The sequence below is a fragment of the Kangiella sp. genome (assembly GCF_014762745.1).
In the GTDB taxonomy this organism is placed as follows: Bacteria; Pseudomonadota; Gammaproteobacteria; order Enterobacterales; family Kangiellaceae; genus Kangiella.
This window is the reverse complement of record NZ_JABURJ010000106.1, coordinates 1-25,394: the sequence shown is the minus strand read 5'-3', so window position 1 is coordinate 25,394 and position 25,394 is coordinate 1. Positions and strand designations below refer to the sequence as shown.

Below are 25,394 nucleotides of genomic sequence, written 5' to 3'. Positions count from 1 at the left end.
AAAAAATTCCTAAAGACTGTCCAGAAATGACTGGTCTAAAACTTCAACACCTAATTCCTGCGCCTTCTTGAGCTTACTACCTGCGCTGGCGCCTGCAATCAAAGCTGTGGTTTTACTGGACACCGAGCCTGAAACTTTCGCGCCTAGCGCTTCCAGTTTAGACTTAGCTTCAGTACGGCTGATACCATCCAGTGTTCCAGTAATAACATAAGTCTTACCTTTTAATGGAAGCTCGTCATCTGATGTTTGTTCAATATCAGGCCAATTCACACCCAGTTGTTTGAGTTCATTAATTTGCTCGATGTTTTCATCGTTATCGAAAAATGCACGGATATGATGAGCAACAATCGGACCAACATCGGGCACAGATTCAAGCTCTTCCTGACTGGCATTAATAATGGCATCCAGTGTTAAAAAGTGGTGAGCAATATTTTTAGCCGTCACTTCACCAACTTCGCGAATACCCAATGAGTATAAAAACTTGGGCAATGTAGTATTCTTGCTATGTTCCAGGGCATTGATAAGATTCTCTGCCGATTTCTCTCCCATACGTTCCAGTGCAGCGATGTCAGCAGCTTTCAAACGATAGAGATCGCTGATGGTTTTCACCATGCCTTTTTCAGCAAAAATTTCGACCAGCTTATCACCCAACCCATCAATATCCATTGCTTTGCGTGAAGCGAAATGTTTGATGGATTCATTGCGTTGTGCCGAACAGACCAGGCCTCCTGTACAACGGATAACAGCTTCACCTTTGGTTCTTTCAACTGGAGAATCACAGACTGGACAATTAGTAGGAGTTAAGATTTCTTCTGCATCCGGTGGTCGCTTTTCAAGAATCACACTAACCACCTGCGGAATGACATCACCAGCACGGCGAATGATGACTGTATCACCAATGCGAGCATCAAGTCGTGCAATTTCGTCCATGTTATGCAGTGTCGCGTTACTGACTGTTACACCGCCAACGGAAACTGGCTCAAGTCGCGCAACAGGCGTTAATGCTCCAGTACGTCCAACTTGGAAATCTATACTTAATAGTTTCGTACTTTCTTCCTGAGGTGGTAATTTGTGTGCAATAGCCCACTTTGGTGCTTTTGAAACATAGCCTGCTTTATCCTGCAAAGCGATATCGTTAACTTTATATACAATACCGTCTATCTCATAATCTAGAGACTCTCTTTCAATAAGCATTTCTTCATAATATTTAATACAAGCGCTAACATTAGAGACAACTTTTACTTTATCACAAACTGGAAACCCTAGTTTCTCAACAAATTTCAGTCTTTTAAATTGAGTTTGAGGGAGTTCAAACTCATCAGAAACATAACCAATAGAATATGCAAAAAATGATAACTTTCGTTGTTTTGCTTTTTTTGAATCAAGTAATCGCAAACTGCCTGCTGCTGCATTTCTAGGATTGGCTAAAAGCTTTTCACCTTTATTTACAAGCTTCTTATTTAAATTTTCAAATACAGACTTCTTCATATACACTTCCCCTCTAACTTCTATTTTATGAGGAACGGTATTGCTGTATGTTTCAGCTATAAATAAATCTATATTAGGCTCAAAAGGGGTTCCCTGTAGGGTTTTGGGGATATCAGATACTTCTCTAGCGTTATGTAAAATATTTTCTCCAGTATAACCGTCTCCTCTTGTTGCTGCCCGAACAAGTTTTCCACTGATATATAATAGACTTATAGCTAACCCATCAAATTTTGGCTCACAAACATACTCAACGCTTTCTATATTGAGTGTTTTCTTCAGTCTTCTATCGAAATCGACAACTTCTTCTGTACTCATTGCATTGTTAATAGAGAGCATCGGTAACTCATGTCGAATATCTCCAAACTTTTTTGAGTGCTCTCCTCCAACCCGCTGTGTTGGCGAGTCAGCAGATACCAGTTCCGGATGTTCTGACTCCAACTGTTGTAACTCACGCAACAAACGATCGTACTCAGCATCGGGAACGGTTGGATTATCTAGGACGTAATATTGGTAATTATAATTATCGAGGGTTGCGCGCAGCTCGGCTACGCGCTTTTCTATATCAGACTTGTTGTGACTCATGACTCTCGTCTATGTGATTTAAGGTTATTGCTTATTAAGCAGCTGTCGGCGTTCAAACTCGCTGATTTGCTCTTTATGATGGGTTTCAATTTGGCGACTAAAGTTGCTGCGGCTACCATCTAAAATACGACCACCCAGTTGCTGGGTAATGGCTTGTGCAGTTTTAACCATCAGCTCATAAGCCTGCATCGGCTTCTTTGGGCCAGGCAGGGTCATAAATAATGCCAACCCTTTTGAATGTAGATTCTCAATATCGTCCAAGTCAAAAATGCCCGGTTCGAAAGCGTTAGCCAGACTGAATTGTACGGCACCACGACCATTGGCCTGTGCGTGACGATGGAAAATATCCATGTCGCCATGCCTCATTCCCTGTTCAACAAGGGTCTGCACTAATTCGGGACCATGATAGGGTTTGTCCTGTGCTGCAACCACATACAGAGAAAAGATTAATTCTGGCTCAGCTTCTACAGTTGGAGTCTCCTCCTCCGGCTCTTCGAAGAGCGAGGTTTGTTGAGGCTGTTCCGGTTTTTGCTCAAGTTTTGGCTCAGTTTTAACCTGCTCTTTCGCCGCCTCACGTTTGAAATGCTCACTGGTAAATTCAAACAGGGCATCATCCAGAACCGGTACATTGTTTTCATCAATTATCGGATCTTTATGCTCCTGGGAAGAGCTGTCAGCTGCTTCAGGTTCTACATCTTGATGAACAGTCTTTTGGTGCAGTGGTTCTTTAGCTTGAGTTTGCTCAATATCATCTTCGTACACTGGCTTAGACATCTGTTCAGTATCAGGGTAAGACGGTTTTACTGTAGAGCTGTCAGATTGAGCCTTTTTACCTACGACTCTGACCTGGCCAATACCATCCGGATCAAATCCCGTATTATCACGCTGCTGCTCCAGACGCTGCTCATAAAGCTCACGCTCAACTTTTTCTCGTCTGACTTTACTGCGACGCTTAGCATCAAAGTAAATAAAGCCAATAATGATCAAACCTACGATTATCAGTAACAAAGTGAACTGCCAGTCCATCACTTCACCTTTTCTTAAATTGTATTATTTGTTATGAAGCGGCTAATGCAGCTGCTTCGTCTACGTCTACCGAAACCACGCGAGAAACGCCCGGCTCACTCATAGTAACACCTAACAGGTTGTGTGCCATTTCCATTGCAATTTTATTGTGGGTAATAGCAATAAACTGCACCTGATCACTCATTTCTTTGACCAGATTAGCATAACGACCCACGTTAGCGTCATCGAGCGGAGCATCAACCTCATCCAGCATACAGAAAGGCGCTGGATTCAGGCGGAAAATCGAGAACACCAATGAAATCGCTGTCAGTGCTTTCTCACCGCCAGATAATAAGTGAATGGTTGAGTTACGTTTGCCCGGCGGGCGCGCCATAACAGCAACACCTGTATCAAGCAGATTTTCGCCAGTAAGCTCCAAGTAAGCATGACCGCCACCGAAAACTTTAGGGAATAACTCCTGAACCCCTTTATTCACTTTATCAAATGTTTCTTTAAAACGAGTTCTTGTTTCATGATCAATCTTACGAATGGCACTTTCCAGTGTCTCAAGAGCTTCAACCAGGTCTTCATGCTGTGCATCAAGATAGGTTTTTCGTTCTTCTGCCGCTTTGAATTCTTCTATAGCTGCCAGATTGATCGCACCCAGACGCTGAATTCTGCCGGTTACTTCTTCAATCTGATTGATCCACTGCTGCTCATTGGCTTCTTCAGGTAATTGTTCAAGAATGGTTTCAACATCCGCTTTGGCATCAGCCAGTATTTCTGACTGAGTGTTCTGGCGAGTTTTAGCTTCCTGCCAGTCCATACGTAATTTTTCCAGACGCGAACGAACGCCCTGTGCCTGCTGCTCGGACTCATGACGTTGACGCTCCAGTTTGCGCATCTTGTCATCAATCTCGGACAATTTATTACGAGCCTGTTTAAGCTCTTCTTCAACCAGCAAGCGTTTCTCTAAAGCTTGCTCGAGTTCAATTTGGTAATCTTCAGTTGGATCCTGCTCAGAGCTTAAACGGTTTTCCAACTCAACTTTACGCGAAGTCAGCTCGCCGATCTGAGAGTTAACCCGCTCAAAACCAGCGCGAGTTGAATTAACTTCGGCTTTAACCGCACTGACACGAATCGCTAACTGGTGTTGCTCATCCTTAACCTGACGCGCCTGCTGACGCTTGGCTTCAAGTTGCGCACGCTTTTCTTCGCGCTCGGCAGTCATCTTTTCACGGCGCTCGTTATCTTCGGCCATGCTATCAACCATCAGTTCAATCTGCTGGCGACTTTTCGCTAACAACTCTTCATCATCCTGAAGTTGCTGCATGACATCGCGCTGCTCTTTCTGCAAACGTTCCAGACGATTTTTCGCCTGTTCCAACTTAGCCTGTTGCGAACCGACTTTGGCTCGCAGCTCACTGTAAGTTCGGCTGGCCTGAGCTAACTGGGATTGCTTGGATTGCCACAGTTGTTCTTGCTCTGAAAGTTGTTCGGACAAGCGCTCTTTGGTTTGCTCAAACTCTTCCAAAACAGCTTCCTGCTGTTCAATTTTTCCTGCCAGCTCATTAAGCTCTGCTTCGCGCTCAAGAATACCTGCACCCTGCTCTGACTGCTTAGATACTCGCAACCAGCTTTTACCGAGCCATAAACCATCTTGCGTAATTACGGACTCATCATCTGCAAGCTGACCACGGATACTCATGGCCTGCTCTAATGACTCAGCTACTTTAACTTTACTTAACTGGCCAGCCAGTGCATCAGCACCTTTGATTTTGCTGTGTAACGTATTGGGGTAATTACCGGCAGTAGGATTATCAGAAACCAGAATCAACTTGCCGCTGGCAAGCTCGGTCAATGAATTGGCAAACTCGTGGCTGTCATTGACTACAACCGCTTCAAGATGCTCACCCAAAACGGTTTCAGCTGCCAGCTCCCAACCGGAGTCGACTGAGATGTTTTGCGCCAGACGAGATTTGTTATCCAACCCTTGCTGCTTCAGCCAGTTAACTGACTCTTCGCTTTGCCCGCCCAATGCAGCGCTCTGTAAAGCTTCTAAAGAAATCTTACGGGACTCAAGGCCGCGTAACTCTTTACGAGAAGCTTCCAGTTTCTGATTGTGTTCACGTTGCTGCTGACGAAGCTGGTTGATTTGTTCAACCGCGTTGGAAACCTCTTCTTCCAGGCGCTCTGACTGTTCTTCGGCAAGGCTTAGTTCCTTGGCAATTTCAACCAGATCGTTTTCCATGGGGCTGGACTCCTGCTGATTAATCTCAGCACGGATATCTTCAAGGCGTTTGGTATAGCGGGCAATATGTGATTCAAGATGTTGAATACGCGTTTTTTCGACTTCCGTTTTCTGCGCATTGGCGTGAGCCTGCTGGTTAAAGGCATCCCAGTCCTGCTGCCACAGGCGCATATCTTCTTCCATGTCCTGTAGTTGTTGTTGTTGCTCTTCAACCTGCTCTGTTTTCAACTCCAAATCTGGCTCAGATTGCAACAGCTCAGTCATTAACTCTTCAAGTTTAGACTCATCGAAACGCAGCTGTTCACGTAATTTATCCAGTGAGCTTTGTACCTGCGCCTTGTCTTCTAGCAGCTGTGACTTTTGTTGACGGGCATGCTCAATGGCTTGTTCAAGGCGTGCAATATCAGCACCAATACCATAGAAGCGACCTTGCACTTCACTATGCGCATCAGTCAGTTCAATATGTAGTTCGCGTGATTTTTCGATTTCGCTGTCGGCATGACGCTGATCAGCAATTTTCGCTTCAACTTCGGTTTCCATTTTTTGGATGGCGTCATCCAAAGCTTCGATTTTGCTGTTGAAGGTCTGCCAGCGAATAGCCGCCAACTGGGCTTTCAGTTCGCGCTCTTCCGCTTTATATTCTTTGTAACGCTCGGCAGAAGTGGCCTGACGCTTGAGGTGAGACAGTTGCTTGCCGAGCTCTTCGCGCAAGTCTGTTAAACGATCCAGATTGTCACGAGTATGACGAATTCGGTTTTCGGTTTCTTTACGACGTTCTTTGTATTTTGAAATACCGGCGGCTTCTTCGAGGAAAATCCGCAACTCATGCGGCTTGGACTCGATGAGGCGCGAGATCATACCCTGCTCAATAATCGCATAGCTGCGTGGGCCAAGACCTGTACCGAGGAAAATATCGGTAATATCTTTACGACGACAGCGAGTACCGTTTAAGAAATAGCTCGATTGAGCTTCACGGTTAACCATACGCTTAACGGAAATTTCGTTGTAGTTGGCGAACTCGCCCTGCACCGTTCCGTCAGAGTTATCAAATACCAGTTCAATACTGGCCTGGCCAACCGGTTTACGTCCCGTAGAGCCATTGAAAATAACGTCTGTCATCGCATCGCCACGTAGGTTTTTCGCTGATGACTCCCCCATTACCCAACGCACCGCGTCAATAAGGTTTGATTTACCACAACCATTAGGTCCGACAATCGCGGTCAGGTTACTTGGTAAGGATACCGTGGTTGGATCTACGAATGATTTAAAACCTGCTAGTTTAATTTGTTTTAATCGCATCTATTATTCGTCTATTTTTTAGTCAATCACCCAGTTTCCTGAGCGTCATTATCATTTATCAGAAAGGCCCTGTTACATTTGCAGGGTTATAATCTAAAGCGTTTAAGTGTAAATTATTTTAATCCAATAAGCACACAGTAAAAGTAAAAAAATCGACATGGCACAAAACACATTTCATGGTGCGCACTATCTAGCCGACGGATTCCGCATGTTAACGCAAAAAGGCATCAAGCGGTATGTCTTAATTCCTTTAGTGATTAATTTAATTTTGCTCACTACTGCATTGATTTTATTGATATCTCAGGTTTCATCCTGGTCGCAATGGATTGAGCAGACGATTGCCAACTGGGGCGCCTGGGAATGGCTGGGAACAGCTCTTGCCTGGCTGATGTGGCCGGTAGTCATTCTGGGTGGAATTTTGTTCGTTTTCTTCTTCTTTGCAATGCTCGCGAACTGGATTGCGGCCCCATTCAACGGGCTACTGGCCGAAGCGGTTGAAAACAAGCTGCACGCTGACGCTGGTTACGAAGAAAAGGTACTGCCGGATCAGGGCTTCTGGGCTCTGGTCAAAGATATTCCGAGACTGTTCGGACGTGAGTGGACCAAGCTTAAATACTACATCCCCAGAGCACTGCTTTGCCTGCTGATCTTTTTTGTTCCGCTTCTTGGCGCACTCATCTTTCCTATCATCTGGTTTATATTCAATGCCTGGATGATGTCAGTGCAATACGTTGACTACCCAATGGACAACCACAAGGTGCCCTTTCCAGAAATGCTAAAAGCTTTACAGCAAAGACGTGGCGGTACTTTTGGCTTCGGTGCCATGGTCATGTTGATGACCATGATTCCCTTTATTAATTTATTGGTCATGCCTGCCGCGGTCTGCGGTGCGACCAAGATGTGGTATGAACATTATCGCCAGGATATGTTGGGCAGCTCAGCTCTTGCAAACAGAAGCTGATAAAAAAACGCGCCACATGATGTGGCGCGTTTGTGGGTTAAGTGGCAAGGAGATTGCCACTTGGGGGTTAAGAACCCGTTCTACTCTCCTTCCCAGTTATTGCGCTTGAGGCTCAGTTTCTATTAATAAACAAGCCGTGGCGCCATTGAAACTACCATTATCTGTTTTAACAAACACGCTTAAGCTATCAAACTCGCCTAAAACACCATTTGTTATTCCAGAACAGACAGATTTCACATCATCAGGATCATTGGCAACTAAATCACAAGTACCTAATGGGCCATCATCATGGTAAATGGTTGCTACACCACTGACAGGGTTATTACCTTGCGCTGCTTTAATCACAAAACGTTTAATAAAGGCTCCAGCTTCAAAAGGTGTGATTACTGCAACTTCCTGATGCGAACCACCTTGCTGTCCAAGACCCATGTATTTACCTTGCGATCCAATCGTTTGGTCTGTCGCAAAGCAAAGCAAGTTTGAACCACCACCAGCAGGGCCTTGTTCACCCTGAGGACCTTGTGGACCCATTGGGCCTGTGGCACCTGTATCGCCCGTGTCACCTTTCTCACCCTGTGGACCTTGTGGTCCCTGCGGACCCATTGGACCTGATGGACCTTGAGGGCCGGTAGCACCAGTATCACCCTGAGGACCTTGCGGACCCATTGGGCCTGTAGCTCCAGTATCACCGGTGTCACCTTTTGGACCTTGTGGGCCTGTGGCACCAGTATCGCCGGTGTCGCCTTTCGGACCTTGAGGGCCTGCTGGGCCGGTATCACCAGTGTCACCTTTTGGACCTTGTGGACCTGTGGCACCAGTTTCACCTTGAGGACCTGCTGGGCCAGTTTCACCTTGTGGGCCTGCTGGGCCAGTTTCACCTTGTGGGCCTGCTGGGCCGGTGTCACCTTGAGGACCTGCTGGGCCGGTGTCACCTTGAGGACCTGCTGGGCCGGTGTCACCTTGTGGGCCTGCTGGGCCAGTTTCACCTTGAGGACCTGCTGGGCCAGTGTCACCTTGAGGACCTGCTGGGCCAGTGTCACCTTGTGGGCCTGCTGGGCCAGTGTCACCTTGTGGGCCTGCTGGGCCGGTGTCACCGGTATCGCCTTTCTCACCTTGAGGGCCTTGTGGACCAACTCCGCCAAGAGTCAGATCATATAAGTCAATTTGCTGACTTGGACCGCCAGCTTCTCCAACAAAGTCAACCAGTACAAAGCTACCAAATACGTCACCAATAAATAATGGCTGCGAGCAAGATGTATGTAAGCCAATTGACTGACTCAACCCATTTTCACTAAAGTCCAGATTAAGTTCATTACCCCAAGTGTTACCCTTAGTGCCACTTGCAGCAGTAAACGTGACATCCTCACCAGGGTAGATCATGGAAGGGAAACTCCACTTATCAGCATCTCTTCCTGATGTACTGATAGAAGTCGCTCCCAAAGCACCGGTCATATCACCAGAACATATTGCTCCCTGAGCGTTAAGGCCACTACAGTCGGTTGGAACATAATTGAAAGTCAGTGCTGATGGTTTTTCACCACAAACATCGATACCGCCTTCAACCACTATCTTCAATAGGTAATCACCGGAAGGTACTGCGGGCGAACCATTGTTAACATAGGGCAAGTCGACCACCATACATTGGAAATCAGTTGGATCAAGTGGTGGCGCTGGGTTGAATGCCATGGCGTCACAAGCTGACTGATCGGCACTGATCACCAAAGGGTTGGGGTGTGTTCCGAAATAGACTTCTGGGTCATCAAAGCCAGAACCCCAAATCACCAAGTTTGTCGGTGACTCATAGGGATAAGGTTGCACCTCATGAATTTTCGGCGCTGCAAAGCTTAGTTGAGCTGACACCAGTAAACCTAGACCCACTAAGGGTATACCCAGTGCCTTAAGATTAGTGTTCATGAATTTTCCCTCCATTGAACATCCATTGTTTAATAATCTCCCAAAACCGACATATTGATCAGCAACAGCCAACCAATATGCAGTTTTAAGATCTCTGTGAACCCAAAGTTAGTAAAGCGTCTTGAATATCAAGAATTGACGTACTTGAAATTGTTAGGCGGTGTTACATATTTAGGACTCCGGAGTGCAATATATTTGGCTTGAATAAACTTGTCGAATGTCCAGATCCGATACACATAAACCGGATTGTTCAGGTTTTTTTGTTAAAAATTTTGACTGCTATCAATAACTTTTTACAGCAGCCTGCAACCAGGTAAACTGAAACTCTAAATTGTTTAAATTGAAGAAAAAGTAATGCAGATTTGCATTAAGTGGTTGTAATTAAGAGTTATTTTGAAGAGCGGTAAGTTTAGGGCTCGTTTCAAACTATACCGATGGTTATAAGTTGCCAAAGTCCAGGATGCTTCTAATCTGTCGAATATCAATACAGTGAATCAGCTCATATTTTGAGAAATACCCCAGCAAATTTTACATTTTGTTTTTAACCCACAACAAAAAACCTTTTACAGTGCTTATGTGGACTAAGGATTTCTTTAAAAATGAAGCGGATGGACTTCAGTCTTGACGGAAGAAGCGAATATGAGCCTGTGCATTTAATCACAAGCTCCTATACAATCTCCCTACTGGAAAAAAGATACTAACACTTTGAAAAGCATACTCGTTGTAGACGACAGTAAATTTTTCTGCGCATTAATAGAAAAGAAGATTACAGAAAGCCTGGATTATCAGGTGATGTCTGTTGGTACCTATGCTAGTGCGGAAGCTTTATTGGATGTCCTTGATATCGAACAGATTGATGCCTGCCTGGTAGATTTTCGTTTGCCGGATGCTCCCGATGGCGAAATTGTTCAGTTAATGGCGAAAAAGCGTATTCCTACCATTGTTCTGATTAGCGATATTACTGCTGAAATTCGTAATTTTATCTGGAAGTTCCGAATCGTTGACTATGTCATCAAGAGTGACAACTATGTTACCGAGTACATCATCGAAACGCTGCAACGGCTGCAAATCAACCCCAGCATTAAGATTGCCTTAGCCGATGACTCAAAGACCAGCCTTCGTATCATGAGCACCCTGCTCAGCGTTCATAAATACCAGACATTGCAGTTTAATGACCCATTAGTGTTGATTGAGCACCTCAAGCAGCATCGCGATATCAAGATGGTAATTACCGATTACGATATGCCAGCCATGAACGGCTATGATCTGACCAAGAACATTCGGCGACTGTACAATAAGCAGGAACTGGCGATTATTGGTATGTCGGCACGCGATGACGTTCTCATGTCTGCTAACTTCCTGAAATACGGTGCCGATGACTTTATCATTAAGCAATCTTTCCTCGCGGAAGAGTTCTATCTGCGGGTTGCCGTGAACACCAGTCGTGTTATCGAGTATGAAAAACTGACCACGGCTGCAACCAAAGATTATCTGACAGGTCTTAACAATCGTCGTCACTTCTACGAACTGGTTGAAGTTATGCACAACTCAGCGGTGCGACACTCAACCCCGGTTGCCTGTGCTTTAGTGGATATTGATCACTTTAAACAGGTCAATGACACCTATGGCCATCAGGTCGGTGATGCTGTTCTAACCAAAGTCGCAGAAATTCTTCAAGCCTCCGTTCGTAAGTCTGACGTTGTTGCCCGCTTTGGTGGCGAAGAATTCTGTATGTATATGGTTGGTATTAACCGCGAGAACTCGGAAATTTTCTTCGACAAACTACTGAAGAGAATTGAAGGCACCGTAATTGATATTGATGGCCTGGAAGTTAAGGTTACTGTCAGCATAGGGGTCAATATCAACCACCATCATGTGCTGGACAGCATGATCGAAATTGCTGACAAATGCCTGTATGAAGCAAAGGAAACCGGCCGCAACAAAGTGGTCATCACCCCTGAAGAACCAGGCAAATCCTGATCAACAGAAGCTGTTTATTTAGCCTAGTAATAGGTTTTCTCCAGATCGTCAAGATGCTTTTGCAGGCGCTTAGCTGAGATGGGGAAACGTGTCTTTTGACCCTGAGCAAATAAGGATATTCTGAACTCCTCCAACATCCAGTTAAACTCATCCACTTCAAAAGCTGGAATGGCCTTATCTTCAGCAAGACTCTTACGCACATCGACCCAGTCAGAAATCACTATCAATGATTCAGCCTCTTTGAGAGGATTTAGTTTAGCTCGTTCAATGCGCTTCTCGATGGCCGATAAATAACGCTTAAAATCTTTTATCCTTTCTGCACCAAACCTGAAACAAAAACCTGGCTGGAACAAGTAATCACATTGACTGATGATATCTTTACGAGTGGAGGCCAAGGTTTTTCCCATGCTTTTAGCATCAGCCAAGACGCTGGCACGCAATTGTAGAACCTGCACCAAGTCATCAAGCAGCTCGGTTGTTGCTGGCACTAATTCTTTTTCGGATTTCTGAACCAGAGCGTCATACTGACGCTTATCATAAGGAGTATTCCGTTCAACCAATGCTCTTAAGCAGGCCATTGCTGTATCATCAATTAATTCATCGACACTGCCCAGAGTGCTCACCGATAGTGTCAACTTTTGTTTGTTGTGATACTTCTTTTTCAAGTAGCCGAGCAATGAGGCTTTTTCCAATGCTAATAATCGGCAAACGCCTCGCACATGAACATTTTCTGCCTGACGCTGATTAACTACGGCCAGAATACGCACCTTGTCGCCACCGTCTTCTAAGGCATAGGTGACCGGAATCTTTGTGCCAGCCTCTTCTAACATCCCATCTTTCTGGTAAGACTCAGGCCAGCCGGTAAAGATCTGCTCTTTCTTCTTCTGGCTTTGTTTAGTTTTAACCTTAACTTGTTTCAGCTCCTGTGACTGCTCAAGAGTTCTGCTGCTTGTGAGCACCTTGCCTTTATCATCCACAATCTCGAAGCGCATTAAATAATGCTCTGGCAAACTCAGTTCTTGCCATGCCTCTTTAGGCAGAATTACGCCGGTCATTTTAAATAGGTGCTTAGTGATAATATCAATCAGGTTGCCCTGTTGTTCGAGAACCTGCTCGTAACAGGCCTGGGCAAACTGCGGAATCGGTACAAAGTTTTTTCGGAAACGCTTTGGCAAAGAGCGCAACATGAACTCAATTTTTTCTTCCAGTAATCCCGGAACCAGGCGCTCAAAGTCAGAGTCCTTAAACTGCTGACTGAGAGACTGCGGAATTTTAACGGTTACACCATCCTGCGGATGACCGGGCTCAAAATGATAAGACAAAGGAAGCTCAATTGACTTGACCTTAATGGTTTCAGGGTAAAGGTTGGCATCCTGCTCTTCTGCCTTGAATAAAACATCTTTATTCAAAGTTAACTGCTGGTTATTCTGCTTGCTATTTTTCTTGAGCCATTGATTAAGCTGCTTGGCATTGCAGATATGTTCAGGCAAGCGTTTATCAAACCAGGCAACCAGATCACGCTCATCAGCACGCATATCTGCCTGTCTGGCTTTAGCCACTTCCTGTTCAACCTCCAACCACAGTTGCTCATTGGCTTGCTGAAAGGAATGTCTTGGCTCCAGTTCCCTGCGAACCAGTCCATGCAAAATAAACAATTCCCGACACAGCTCAGGCTCAATCGAGGAGTAATCCACCGTTCGATTAGAAACAATCTTTAAACCCAGTAGAGTTTGCTGCAATGAAGCTACTACTGCGCCGCGCTTTTTCTCCCAGTGAGCATCATAATAATGACTCTTGATTAAATGCTTGCCGATGGTCTCAATCCATGGCGTTTCAATCATGGCTGTTAAGCGCGCATAGTTCTGCGTAGTTTCCACAATCTCAAAAGCCATCACCCATGGCGGCTGCTTTTTAAAGTTTGCAGACTGCGGATGAATCATGAAGCGGGTCTGGCGCGTGCCTAAATACCCCTTCTCAATATCCTTTTGCCCGATAAAGCTCAGCAAACCGGTCAACAAAATCGAATGAAGCTTGGCGTAATAGACCTTGTCTTCCGGATTAATTGGCTGTGACTGCTCTTGTGTCTGATGATATTCGGACTTGACTAAACTCTTTAATTGGCGATATGTACTGCGCCATTCACGGTACGCATTGAAATTAATCAACTCTTCCTGACAGTAGCGACGGAATTGGCTGTTCGATAAATCTTCCTGCTGTTTATGCAGGTGATCCCACAAATTGATAATCGCAATAAAGTCCGATTGTGGGTGTTTGTACTTGGCATGTTTCTGCTGCGCCAGCTCTCTTTTCTCAAAAGGCCACTCCCTGGGATCTTTAACCGACAAGAATGCTGCCAGAATCAAGGCTTCACGAATACAGGATTCGTCTTCTGCTGCGAGCAAAATACGAGCCAATCGCGGCTCAATCGGCAGGCGCGCCATCTTGCGGCCAATCGCTGTCAGTTGCTTGCTATCATCCACTGCCTGCAACTCAGACAATAAATTCAACCCATCACTAATTTGCTTTGGCGCAGGCTCGTCAATAAACGGAAAGGCCTCAATATCGCCCAGCCCCAACTGTTTCATCTGTAAAATAACTGCAGCGAGATTAGTGCGCAGAATTTCTGCGTCAGTAAACTCAGGACGATTTAAAAAATCTTCCTCTTCATACAAACGAATACAGACACCATCAGCGACACGACCGCAACGTCCTTTCCGCTGGTTAGCGCTGGCCTGCGAAATTTTCTCAATCGGCAAGCGCTGAATTTTATTGCGTACCGAATAACGACTGATTCGTGCAAAACCGGGATCAATCACAAAACGAATGCCCGGAACCGTTACCGAGGTTTCAGCTACATTGGTCGAAAGAATAATGCGTCGCTTGCCACCGGAAGGATGGAATATCTTTTCCTGTTCGCGCATCGATAGCCGCGCATAGAGCGGCAACACTTCACAGCCTTGAAAGCGCTCTTTGCGTAGAAACTTAGCCGTTTCGCGAATTTCGGCCTCACCGGACAAGAAGATCAGGATGTCGCCCGGTGCATAGCTGATAAGCTCATCGACCGCATGACCAATGCGTTCAACTTGCGGGCTTGGATTCTCTTCATCATCAGGGCGATACCAGACATCAACCGGATAGGTTCTTCCGCTAATTTCAAGAATGGGCGCAGGTTTGCCATCAATCGCAAAGTGCTTAGAAAAACGCTCAACATCAATGGTTGCAGAAGTAATGATGACTTTAAGATCAGGGCGCTTAGGAAGAATGTTTTTAATGTAACCCAACAAGAAGTCAATGTTTAGACTGCGTTCATGAGCCTCATCAATGATCAAGGTGTCGTATTGACGCAGCAAGGGATCATGAGTGATTTCATTAAGCAGAATACCATCTGTCATGACGCGCACTGGCGTCACAGGGTTAGACTGATCATTAAAGCGAATGCTATAGCCGACAAGCTCGCCAAGCTCAGATTTAAGCTCTTCGGCAATCCTGCGTGCGACACTGGTAGCCGCTACTCGCCTCGGTTGCGTATGACCAATCTTGCCATAAACCCCTAAACCAAGCTGCAAACAGATTTTAGGCAGCTGCGTGGTTTTACCCGAACCGGTTTCGCCAGCAATGACAACCACCTGATTCTCTTCAATTGCTTTACGCACATCGTCTCTAGCCTGACAAACCGGCAGGGCCAAATCAAACTCAATATCTGATGGGATCAGTTTTTTACGCTGCTCCACCACATCAATAGAATCATTCAGAATCTTTTGTGCTTTTGCGATGAGCTTACTAACAGGCTGATTGTTCTTTTGGCGCTTTGTGATGATGGATTTCAGCTTAGCCAGTTCAAACTGATCCATAAGCTGACACTGAGTTAACTGCTCAGAAGGAAGGTTCAGGATATCGGTGTTTTTCTTATTCGGCTCGGTGGCTTGTTTGGACATAAACGACAATAAAGGCTCAAAAAAACAATCATGGCTTAAACAAACAGGCTCCTGCCAATGACCGATTTTTACCGGTTACTGACAGGAGCTTGTAATACGATTGCTGTATTGTCGCTTAAATTAAAGACTATGACAATTTCCAGAACTCGTGCGGTGCGCGAACGTCACCAAGATATTTTGCCACTGGCTTGTAGAAATCTTTGTCTTCCCAGTAGCCGGTATGACAGGCAGGATTCCAGGAAGTCGCCGCACTGCCCACATTGATCTCAATATCTTCATCAACTGCCTGATTGTAATCTTCGCTGACATTTTTAAGCGGATAAGCCACCACATCATCTTTATCATAGAAGTTGAGCCACTTGACACGATCTTGCAGCCCTTCTTCCAACGCCTTACCTACTTTTGGCATTGGGCCATGGAAATCATCATGATGGGCAGAGTAAACGCCGAGTGGACTGGCAAAAGTTATGATACCCGCTAGAGTCTGAAAGCTTTCAAAAGGAGTCAGGTTGGCTCCATTACCAGCCAAGTCATGGATATAATCAGACATTATCACTGAACCAAACGAATGAGCCATTAAGACCATTGGCGTCGAATCCGTATCCACATGACGATGGGTAGCAAACTTGGCTAGACTTTCTTTGATTCGACCATGAATGGCTTCATATAAACCGCTCTCGCTACCTTTTCGATAGCTTAGGCCAAGGCGCATAAAGTCTACGAACATATTACGAACGCCCTGATAAGTCAGTTCATTACGATAATCCAGCTGCTTGAGTAGCTCGCCATGCTCGTCTTTAACCAGGTCACCCCAGTAGATTTCATGGAATAATAGGTCGTCTTCCATACGATTCTCAGGATCACCCTTGAGGTATTCCTGAACAATTCGGTGTTTTAGCTCAACAGAGAAAAATTCCTTCTCAGAACCAATGCCGTGAATAATAGCTACAGCTAAACGCTTCATTTCCCGCTCCTCGCTTTATCTTTATATTTTGTTCACGCCTATCTTGTTACAACCGCTCTTTGAGTTCAAGCAGTTACAAACTTTGAAACAAAAAATCACTCTAGCAAAACTGGTACGATGTGTTATTCTAGGCTGATAAATTGCTCACTTATCGATATCGACACCGGTATCGAAACACAAACGTCCAAAAGGTAGGTTATTCCATGAATTTGCTTATCCTAACGCTCGTTCTATTGGCAGCTCTCGGTATTACGCTATACCATCGATTGAGCCTGCTGGTAACGACTCTAACACTCGGCGCTATTCTGGTGCTGTACAGCCTTCAGGTTTCCATACCCTACGTCCACTGGGTTATATTCCTGGCCATTTTTATCCCTCTGAATCTTAAGCCTGTCCGTAAAATCATTTCCGGCAAGTTGTTAAAAGTATTCAAAGGCATCATGCCAACCATTTCCGACACTGAGCAAGAAGCGCTGGATGCCGGTACTGTCTGGTGGGAAGCGGAAGTTTTCGGTGGTAAACCTAACTGGAAACGTCTGCATGACGTACCGCCAGCAAAGCTGACCGAGGAAGAGCAAGCCTATCTTGATGGCCCGGTTGAAGAACTGTGCAAAATGATTGATGACTGGACTATCTCGGAATATGACCGCGATATGCCGCCCAAAATGTGGGAATACATCAAAAAGAACGGCTTCTTCAGCTTTATCATCCCTAAAGAATACGGCGGTTTGGGTTTTTCATCCTACGCCCAGTCGCAAGTTCTAACCAAAATCAACTCTTGCAGTGCCACTGTCGGCAGTATCGTGTCAGTGCCAAACTCGCTTGGCCCTGCTGAACTATTGCTTCATTACGGCACCGAAGAGCAAAAGAAACACTACCTGCCACGCCTTGCTTCCGGTGAAGAAGTTCCCTGCTTTGCGCTAACAGCTGTTGAAGCTGGCTCAGATGCAGGCGGTATTCCGGATAAAGGTATCATCTGTAAAGGTGAATGGAATGGCGAAGAAGTATTAGGTATGCGCCTGACCTGGAACAAGCGTTACATCACGCTTGCACCCGTTGCCACCCTGCTCGGCCTTGCCTTTAAGCTTTATGACCCTGATGGCTTACTCGGTGACGAAGAAGATTTAGGCATCACCTGTGCCCTGATTCCAACTGACACCCCCGGAGTAAATTTCGGCCGTCGCCATCACCCTATCAGCACTCCGTTTCAAAATGGTCCAACAACCGGTAAAGATGTATTCGTACCGCTGGACTATATTATCGGTGGCGCAAAAAATGCTGGTATTGGCTGGCGCATGCTGGTTGACTGTTTGTCAGCAGGTCGTGCAATTTCGTTACCATCAGGTGCTACTGGTGGTTCTAAAGCCGTTTCTTACACCACAGGCGCTTATGCTCGCATCCGTAAGCAATTCAAAGTTCCAGTCGGTTACATGGAAGGCGTGATGGAAGCACTGGCACGCATTGCCGGTAAAACCTACCTCATTGATGCGGTGCGCACTTTTACAGCCGCTGGCATCGATGCCGGTGAAAAACCATCGGTTGCCTCAGCGATTGTGAAATGCCATACCACTAACATGTCACGCGAAATAGCCACAGACGGCATGGACGTGCATGGCGGTAAGGCAATTATCATGGGACCGAAAAACTACATGGCAAAAGCCTATCAGAGCGCTCCAATTTCAATTACCGTTGAAGGTGCCAACATTTTGACGCGAAGCCTAATCATTTATGGTCAAGGCTCAATTCGCTGCCATCCTTATGTACTGAAAGAAATTGCTGCAACCCAAAATCCAGATACAAAACAGGCTGTTAAAGACTTTGATAAGGCATTGTTTGGTCACCTCGGTTTTGCAGCCAGTAACAAGATCCGTACTTTCTGGTTAGGCCTTACCAGCAGCCGTCTGGTCTTCAAACCAAAGTCAGACTTTACCGGCCGCTACTATCAGCACCTGACACGCTTCTCCAGCACATTGGCTTTCTTGTCTGACGTGACCATGGGCGTACTTGGTGGCGAGCTAAAACGTCGCGAAATGATTTCGGGTCGTTTAGGCGATATGTTGAGCTATATGTATATCGCATCGTCCGTACTTAAATTTTATGACGACAAAGGTCGCCCTGAGCATGACCGCGACATCGTTAAATGGTCACTGGATTACTGCATGTATCAGACCCAGATGGCAGCCGATGGCGTGCTGCGCAACTTCCCAATTGGTTGGTTAGGCAAAGCATTGCGTCTAGTGGTCTTCCCATTAGGCATGCCAGTCTCAGCCCCATCCGACAAATTGCAGCGCAGAGTTGCCCGTCAGTTGCAGGAACCAGGCCCGATGCGCGAAGAGCTGACTCATGGCATGTTCAAAACAGATGCGGAGTTTAATAACGCCGCCAAAGTTGACCGCGCCCTACGTCTGCAACTTGAAATTGAGCCACTGGTGAAAAAGGTAGCAACCAGCTTTGGTGTGAAACCTGAAAACCATGAAGTGGTTATTTACGCAGAACAGGCGAAAAACGACGCTGTGATCACCAGTGAAGAATACGACCTGATTATCGAAGCCGAAAAAGCGCGCCTCGACATCATCAACGTCGACGACTTTGCACCAGAAGAAATGGTGCACGAGAAAGTTTAACCATGTTCAAGATACACCCCTAGCAACACCCCTCGAAAGGCGTCCAATCGGACGCCTTTTTTTGTACATCAATATCCTGGGAATAAGTAATTATCTTAGGTAGTGGCGAGCCAATAACGGCCCCCCTCGAATTTAAGTTCAAACTTAAGTTAAGCACCAGCCTTGTCATTGCGAGTCATGAGGTCGTTTTATTGACCGAATGACGTGGTGACCAACGGAAATGCCCTCGGGTGCAATCTCGTGAACAGGACTAAAGGCATTCGGTATTACCAGATTGCCACACTCCTTTCAGTCGCACCGCGGTCACTCCTTTCAGTCGTTCGCAATGACGTGCTATTAATTGATATTTGGGAGCACCCTGAGCACTTCATTCGATGAGATTCTGAATTAATGACTTTATTGTATGGGGATACCTCAGGGCTTGCCCCTACCCCACGCTCTTGTACGGACAAGGGTCTGCCCCACTGGGTACTCATAAGTTGTCCCTACTCGAAGAAAGTCATTGCAACTCACATTTGCATTAAACCCTAAAAAAGGCCAAACTGGATGCGCTTAAATTTTGAGGGCCCCTATATGAAGTTTATTGTCAGTCTTTTATTAGCAGGATTTTCGTTATCTCTACACGCGCAGGATGCCCAACAGATTATCGCCGAAAAGGCCGATGCAATCGAACCAAAGGTTATCGAATGGCGTCGTCATCTCCACCAGAATCCAGAGCTCAGCAACCGCGAGTTCGAAACCAGCAAATACATTGAGCAGCATTTACGTGAACTCGGCCTTGAGATCCAGACAGGCGTAGCTCACACAGGTATTGTAGCCATTTTAAAAGGCGGCAAACCTGGCCCAGTGGTCGCATTACGCGCCGACATGGACGCCCTGCCCATTAAAGAACGCAATGACCTGCCCTTTAAATCTACCGCCATTGGCGAATACATGGGTAAAGAAGTTCCCGTCATGCATGCTTGTGGCCACGATACCCACGTCGCCATGCTGATGGGCGTTGCTGAAATTCTAACCAGCATGAAAGACGAGATTCCCGGTACCGTAAAATTCCTGTTCCAGCCTGCCGAAGAAGGCTCGCCTCCGGGTGAAGAAGGTGGCGCTGAATTAATGGTGAAACAAGACGCACTAAAAGATCCTGATGTAGATGTGATTTTCGGCCTGCACATCTGGGCTGGAATTAATGTCGGTGAAATTGGCATAAAATCTGAAGGCCTGATGGCCAGCGTGGATGATTTTAAAATCACCATCAAAGGCAAAGGAGCTCACGGCTCAACGCCTTGGCTATCGGTCGACCCAGTAGTCACTGCGGCGCAGATCGTAAACAGCCTGCAAACCATCGTAAGCCGCAGTATGCCACTTACACAGCAAGCATCGGTTGTCAGCGTTGGCGCAATTCACGGCGGTGTACGCTCCAACATCATTCCTGAAGAAGTGGAAATGCTCGGCACCATTCGTGCGCTAGATGAGGCTGACCGAAAAAATATCGCCAAGCAAGTTCGTGATAAAGCAGAGTTAATTGCAAAAAGCATGGGCGCCACCGCAGTGGTTGAACTGCCATACTCCAGCTCATTGCCGGTAACTTATAACGATCCCGGCCTTACCGCAGCAATGATGCCAACCCTTGAAAACGTCATCGGCAAAGACAAAATCCACATTGTTAACCCAGTCACTGGGGCTGAAGACTTTTCAATCTTCGCTAACGAAGTTCCAGGTATGTTCTTCTTCCTTGGTGGTAAGCCTGTAGATAAACCACTTAGTGAAGTTGCACCTCATCACACCGCAGATTTCTACGTTGATGAAGCCGGAATGAAAACTGGTGTTAAAGCATTATCTCAACTGGCGCTTGATTACTTGAACAAGCATCAAGACGCACATTAATAGTTAGTCTTTTAATTAAAAAAGGTGCGTCCAAACGCACCTTTTTTGTTTCTGTAATTTCTGTAGGTTGGGTAATGAACCCTCTTCTTCAGTAGAATGAAAGCAAAAGAGCAGATCCTGAATTACCTAAAGGTATTCCCTTTGGTCACAGTTCAGGATCTGCTCTTGGATCTGTTCTTAGCTCTTCTCATTCCCCATATACCAAAGCTCACCAATAATCCTATACAAGCTTTTCATAGCATCCAGTTTATCCAAATCAACCATTAGCTTTGACTGTGTTTGATACACTTCAATCAGCTCACTCTCCTGAAGTTCATTAAGGTCAAAGTTACAGATGATTCCCGCCAGCTCAAACAGTGGATCACTTAAAGCCGCGTACTCCCAGTCCACCAAAAACAGCTGATGCCCCGTCAGCAAATTGCCAGGTGAAATATCATTGTGGCAACTGTGGGTCGCTTCAAAATAATCGACTAGCTTCTGTCCCTGTTCATACAAAACATCGACACGCAGAGTGTCAGCATTTTTATTGGCTCTTGCGATTTCATAATATCGCGCAAGATGCTTATTCATATTTAACTCTGGCAATGACAATTCCGAATGATGCAGTTCACTTAGTAAGTAGCTCAGCTCAACAATAAGATCAGGGTTATTGAAATGCTGACTGACCGTCGGGCCTGCATAAAGCCAGACTGAAACTCTTATATCCTCATTATCCAACAGACACTTTGGAAGCCACTTTGAAAGTGCCGGGTTTTCACTGACCAAACGCGTCTGTGAGCCGTAGTGACCACCTGGCAGTTGATTGACTTTTGCCTGATCCGCTAACTGTACAAAATAATCCTGGTGCGGCAGGCACAGTTTATAGTTCGCATTAGTGTCGCCCTGGCAAAGCAGCTGCCAGTTGACCTGATTGGCAGAGTGAGCAATGCTGGTCGGCTGTAACTGCATCAACAGCTCCACCAGCTGTTGCCAGCTATTTGCTGAATAGCGCCACCAATTAGGTTGCTGAATGCTCATAATGTTTCTTCCACTCCAGCCAACCGATAATCGCCATCACCGTATAACCAGCAAAAAGAATCGCCGTAATCAATAAGCCTTTTTCCCAATACAAAAACACCGATACGAAATCAATCACAACCCAATACAGCCAATTCTCTAGAACTTTCTGCGCCAATAGATAGGTTGTAAACACTGCAAACCAGGTGGTAAAGGAATCCACGTATGCAAAATCCTGTGTCGTGTAGTTATCGAGCAAATAGCCACTAATAGCCACAATCACCGACAAACCTACAATCCATATCAGATGCGTCCTGATTGACCAGCGACTGATCGGTTTGTCGTTGCCCTTCTTCCCAGTGAATCGCCACTGATAGAAGCCGTAGACCGCCATCAGCAAATAATAAATATTCAGCAGCGATTCCATGAACAGATTAACGTCAAAGAACAACACAGTGTAAATCGCCGTGCTGAAAAATGCTGCAACCCAGCACCAGATGTTTTCTTTAATTGCCAATAAAACATAGGCAATAGCAAGGGTAACTGCCAGCCACTCCCAGACGGATGTGGCAGCCACCTGCTGGCCGAAAGTTTCTAAAAAGTCGCTCATCAGCTTCCTTATTTATTCTTTAATTTTTTAACGAGGCTTGTAGGGGCGACCTGCGGTCGCCCGCTCCAATGTTGGAAGGCGGCTCGTTCCGAGTCTTTTCCAACCTACAGGAGGGCAATCACCTCAAAGCCTGTCATCCTGACGAAAGTCAGGATCTGCTCTTAATTTTTTTTCACAGAAAAACAAACGCAGATGCGTACCTTAAATTCGCGGAGCTCCCTCAAGGCTTAACGTCGCTGTTCAAAAACTTGGCCACAAACACCTGCTTGCCATAAGTCTTAAACGAGTACTCAATGGTTTCGTTAACCACCGCCATAACCGATTCGAAGTCACCAAAAATCTGCGTACTCATGGTATTAACGATGACCTCTACTCGCTTGTCGCCCATCAGACGCTCAACAATATCCTGAATAATCGGCAGAAACTGATCGTCCAGCGGATACAAACTTAATTCAACAGAAATCTTCATCACAAACTCCTTTCTAACTTTAAAATTGATAAGCAGCGCGAATGCCAACGATTCTTGGCGTGCCATATTGGAAATAAGGCTCAGTTTCGTAGAACTTACGCGGGTCATTACCGAAGCTGCCAAAACCACGATTAACAATGGTTTTATCGGTCAGATTACGACCATAAAACTCAACCAGCCAATTGGCGTCTTCATAGGTCAACGCCACATGCCACAACTGATAATCATCGGCTCTGACCTGATGACGATCCGACAAGTAGAACTCATCTTTAAATTCAGTCTGCACATTCAACGACCAATAGTCGTTCAAATAAAAATCCGCGCCAGCCACCCATTGCAGCTCAGGCGAATGAGCCAGTTCGCGACCGGTCAGGTCATAAGGCACTGGTGGATTGGCAGTTAGGTCTGCCAACACATGCGTAAAGCTTTGCAGATTTTCAAACTCGGTTTTTAATATGCCCACCGAACCATAAAAATGCGCCCAATCCAGCGAACGCCAATTCCACTCGACTTCTGCACCATAGCTTTTTGCACCACCGGCATTAATGTTGTAATCGGTGAAATTACAGGGGCACTCGCCGCCTTCCTGTAACGTTCGACCATCAGCCTGCGAGGTCACATAAGATTGTTTGGACTGAATATCATCACGGTTTTGATAGAACACAGATGCCTGCAAAGTTAATCCAGCATCAGGCCAAAGACCTTTTATGCCTAGCTCATGATTGAGCATGTATTCTGAGTCATATTCACGCTGCGAATCCGGTAATTCCTGTGCAGTATTAAAGCCTCCTGCTTTATACCCACGCGACAATAAAGCATACAGCATCGCCTGTTCGCTGGCCTGATACTCAAGCGAAACCTTACCGCCCCAGAAATTTTCAGAACGATCATCCACAAATGGCTGGTTATCAATATAATCAGCAGTCTGACGCTCGAAACGTGCACCGGTTGCCACCGTCCAGTTGCTATTTAATGGGATATCCAGCTGACCATAAAGCGCTGCGTTGCTCGTATCATACTGATTAGTGAAATCAACAGGATTGAAAGTATATTCACGCAACAGATCCACTGACTGGTCACGAAAATAAGCGCCGACAACCCACTGATTGGATAACTCATCTTGGCTGCCCTGCCCACCAATCAATTTAACGTCCAGGCTCAGATTACGGTTCTCTCTCAAGAAGCGATCAAAAGACGAATACCACCAGTCAAAACCCCAGCCATCGCTATCGCACGGCGTGCCGTCACAAATCCCGGTGTGGCTCCAATCTTCGTCATAAGCGTAATCCAGTTCGCTATCGGCAAAAGACAAGGTGCTTTGCAACTTGGTCGAATCCCAGGCCCACTCAGCGATAAAGGAAGCACCAATCGTTTCCTGGCGATCATGACCCGGCTCATCAGAATACGTCTGGCGCGTGTTATCAAGACTAAAAGCATCATAACCATTATCGACATCAACCAGAATCAGATTCGAAGTTAATGAAAAGCTATCATCTGGCTGATAGACCAGACGCGCCTTCATACTCGACTCGTCAAAATTCTGGGTATCATCACGGCCAAGGAAAATATTGTCGGTATAGCCATCGCTACGGTATTGCCCCACCGCGAAACGATAACCCCAGGCATCAGATAGCTGATCGCTGCTAATCAAAGAAGCACTACGACCGTTATAAGACTCAAAGGAACCTGAAACTTTCAATAGATCGGCTTCAGGAGCGGCAGACACCATATTGACCAAACCCGCCAAAGCATTCGCACCATACAGCGTACCCTGCGGCCCACGAAGGATCTCCACCTGCTGCGTATCAAGCATCAAGGCGCCACCTGCAATACCAGTCATATCGATGCCATCAACAATCACACCGACTGAGTAATTAACCGGCTCAACAAACTCACTCCGCTCGCCTACTCCACGGATTTGAATAAATCGACCACGCGATGCCCCAGTTGCGAAGTTAACGTTTGGCGCTAAATTGAAAATATCCGACACATGATGAGCATTGTTCTTACGCGCAGTCTCACTACCGATCACAGTCACACTCGACGGCAGGGTCAAAGGACTCTCAGTCAGATGCTCAGCGGTAACGATAAGAGTTTCAATCTCATCATCCAAGAGTTCATCATCCGCCTGCTCATCAGCAAGCGCAGCAAACGACATCGCCAGCAAGCTGGTCAAAAGAAGAGGTTTAAAAGAACGAATAGCGTGTATCAAAAGACAACTCCACATAGCACAATATTTTAGGGGGTATGCGGAGTAACAACAGAAAAGACAGAAAATTGCGGTTAAGCTAAACTGACTCAATCCCTGTCAATGAACGGCTTAAAACTGAGAAAGAGAAAAGCCAGATTCCCAAAAAAAAACATTTTCTGAACTCCCTGTCCCTACGCCGGCATAACCCGGATCAGGTTCTAAGGGTCTGGCGCTCAAGCAATCA

General features: G+C 46.0%; 14 protein-coding genes and 1 riboswitch. Of the genes, 4 read left to right on the top strand and 10 right to left on the bottom strand.

Translation table 11 applies throughout. From position 1 onward, the window contains the following. Nucleotides 1-9: 9 nt before the first annotated feature. Genes ligA through smc form a run of 3 tightly spaced genes read right to left on the bottom strand, consistent with a single transcriptional unit; the run spans nt 10 to nt 6,625 of the window. A complete protein-coding gene (ligA, locus tag HUJ19_RS08615; protein ID WP_290623450.1) occupies nt 10-2,070 on the bottom strand; it encodes an NAD-dependent DNA ligase LigA in 2,061 nt (686 codons plus the stop codon). 24 nt (nt 2,071-2,094) lie between these two features. Next, nucleotides 2,095-3,096 (bottom strand): cell division protein ZipA, encoded by a 1,002-nt coding sequence (zipA, locus tag HUJ19_RS08610; protein ID WP_290623448.1) that lies wholly within the window; start codon nt 3,094-3,096, stop codon nt 2,095-2,097. A 31-nt stretch (nt 3,097-3,127) separates the two neighbouring features. Continuing rightward, entirely contained in the window at nt 3,128-6,625 is a 3,498-nt protein-coding gene (smc, locus tag HUJ19_RS08605; RefSeq protein ID WP_290623446.1) for a chromosome segregation protein SMC, read from the bottom strand. A gap of 157 nt (nt 6,626-6,782) precedes the next feature. Between smc and cysZ the strand changes: the two genes are divergently transcribed. Further along, nucleotides 6,783-7,586, top strand: coding sequence for a sulfate transporter CysZ (gene cysZ, locus HUJ19_RS08600; protein WP_290623444.1), 804 nt, complete (start codon nt 6,783-6,785; stop codon nt 7,584-7,586). Between the two features lie 96 nt (nt 7,587-7,682). On the opposite strand, the gene HUJ19_RS08595 is transcribed toward cysZ, so the two are convergent. Next, nucleotides 7,683-9,500: a collagen-like protein gene (locus HUJ19_RS08595; protein ID WP_290623442.1), complete on the bottom strand. Its 1,818-nt coding sequence runs from the start codon at nt 9,498-9,500 to the stop codon at nt 7,683-7,685. Between the two features lie 705 nt (nt 9,501-10,205). Between HUJ19_RS08595 and HUJ19_RS08590 the strand changes: the two genes are divergently transcribed. Further along, nucleotides 10,206-11,480, top strand: a complete 1,275-nt coding sequence (locus HUJ19_RS08590; RefSeq protein WP_290623440.1) for a diguanylate cyclase — start codon at nt 10,206-10,208, stop codon at nt 11,478-11,480. Between the two features lie 23 nt (nt 11,481-11,503). Here the strand turns inward: HUJ19_RS08590 and hrpA are convergent, their stop codons facing one another. Next, nucleotides 11,504-15,415, bottom strand: a complete 3,912-nt coding sequence (gene hrpA, locus HUJ19_RS08585; RefSeq protein WP_290623438.1) for an ATP-dependent RNA helicase HrpA — start codon at nt 15,413-15,415, stop codon at nt 11,504-11,506. A 127-nt stretch (nt 15,416-15,542) separates the two neighbouring features. After that, nucleotides 15,543-16,379, bottom strand: coding sequence for a hypothetical protein (locus tag HUJ19_RS08580; RefSeq protein ID WP_290623436.1), 837 nt, complete (start codon nt 16,377-16,379; stop codon nt 15,543-15,545). 203 nt (nt 16,380-16,582) lie between these two features. On the opposite strand from HUJ19_RS08580, the gene HUJ19_RS08575 reads away from it, so the two are divergent. Together HUJ19_RS08575 and HUJ19_RS08570 are read left to right on the top strand one after the other, a co-directional pair. Further along, entirely contained in the window at nt 16,583-19,003 is a 2,421-nt protein-coding gene (locus HUJ19_RS08575) for an acyl-CoA dehydrogenase (protein ID WP_290623434.1), read from the top strand. A gap of 573 nt (nt 19,004-19,576) precedes the next feature. Further along, entirely contained in the window at nt 19,577-20,884 is a 1,308-nt protein-coding gene (locus HUJ19_RS08570) for an amidohydrolase (protein WP_290623432.1), read from the top strand. A 177-nt stretch (nt 20,885-21,061) separates the two neighbouring features. Here HUJ19_RS08570 and HUJ19_RS08565 read toward each other — a convergent pair whose 3' ends face one another. The 4 genes from HUJ19_RS08565 to HUJ19_RS08550 all read right to left on the bottom strand — a co-directional run bounded on the left by HUJ19_RS08565 (nt 21,062) and on the right by HUJ19_RS08550 (nt 25,171). After that, nucleotides 21,062-21,901: a phosphotransferase gene (locus tag HUJ19_RS08565; protein ID WP_290623430.1), complete on the bottom strand. Its 840-nt coding sequence runs from the start codon at nt 21,899-21,901 to the stop codon at nt 21,062-21,064. Beyond that, nucleotides 21,882-22,490, bottom strand: a complete 609-nt coding sequence (gene pnuC / locus HUJ19_RS08560) for a nicotinamide riboside transporter PnuC (RefSeq protein ID WP_290623428.1) — start codon at nt 22,488-22,490, stop codon at nt 21,882-21,884. Before pnuC ends, HUJ19_RS08565 begins: the two co-directional genes overlap by 20 nt. A gap of 220 nt (nt 22,491-22,710) precedes the next feature. Further along, nucleotides 22,711-22,959, bottom strand: a complete 249-nt coding sequence (locus HUJ19_RS08555; protein ID WP_290623427.1) for a thiamine-binding protein — start codon at nt 22,957-22,959, stop codon at nt 22,711-22,713. Nucleotides 22,960-22,978: 19 nt separating this feature from the next. Beyond that, nucleotides 22,979-25,171, bottom strand: coding sequence for a TonB-dependent receptor (locus HUJ19_RS08550; RefSeq protein ID WP_290623425.1), 2,193 nt, complete (start codon nt 25,169-25,171; stop codon nt 22,979-22,981). Nucleotides 25,172-25,321: 150 nt separating this feature from the next. Next, nucleotides 25,322-25,394, bottom strand: a riboswitch (TPP riboswitch). This riboswitch is flagged as partial in the annotation.

Coding starts and splice junctions, on each gene's coding strand:
- ligA (WP_290623450.1), bottom strand. CDS start 2,070: ATGAGTCACAACAAGTCTGATATAGAAAAGCGCGTAGCCGAGCTGCGC.
- zipA (WP_290623448.1), bottom strand. CDS start 3,096: ATGGACTGGCAGTTCACTTTGTTACTGATAATCGTAGGTTTGATCATT.
- smc (WP_290623446.1), bottom strand. CDS start 6,625: ATGCGATTAAAACAAATTAAACTAGCAGGTTTTAAATCATTCGTAGAT.
- cysZ (WP_290623444.1), top strand. CDS start 6,783: ATGGCACAAAACACATTTCATGGTGCGCACTATCTAGCCGACGGATTC.
- HUJ19_RS08595 (WP_290623442.1), bottom strand. CDS start 9,500: ATGAACACTAATCTTAAGGCACTGGGTATACCCTTAGTGGGTCTAGGT.
- hrpA (WP_290623438.1), bottom strand. CDS start 15,415: ATGTCCAAACAAGCCACCGAGCCGAATAAGAAAAACACCGATATCCTG.
- HUJ19_RS08580 (WP_290623436.1), bottom strand. CDS start 16,379: ATGAAGCGTTTAGCTGTAGCTATTATTCACGGCATTGGTTCTGAGAAG.
- HUJ19_RS08575 (WP_290623434.1), top strand. CDS start 16,583: ATGAATTTGCTTATCCTAACGCTCGTTCTATTGGCAGCTCTCGGTATT.
- HUJ19_RS08570 (WP_290623432.1), top strand. CDS start 19,577: ATGAAGTTTATTGTCAGTCTTTTATTAGCAGGATTTTCGTTATCTCTA.
- HUJ19_RS08565 (WP_290623430.1), bottom strand. CDS start 21,901: ATGAGCATTCAGCAACCTAATTGGTGGCGCTATTCAGCAAATAGCTGG.
- pnuC (WP_290623428.1), bottom strand. CDS start 22,490: ATGAGCGACTTTTTAGAAACTTTCGGCCAGCAGGTGGCTGCCACATCC.
- HUJ19_RS08555 (WP_290623427.1), bottom strand. CDS start 22,959: ATGAAGATTTCTGTTGAATTAAGTTTGTATCCGCTGGACGATCAGTTT.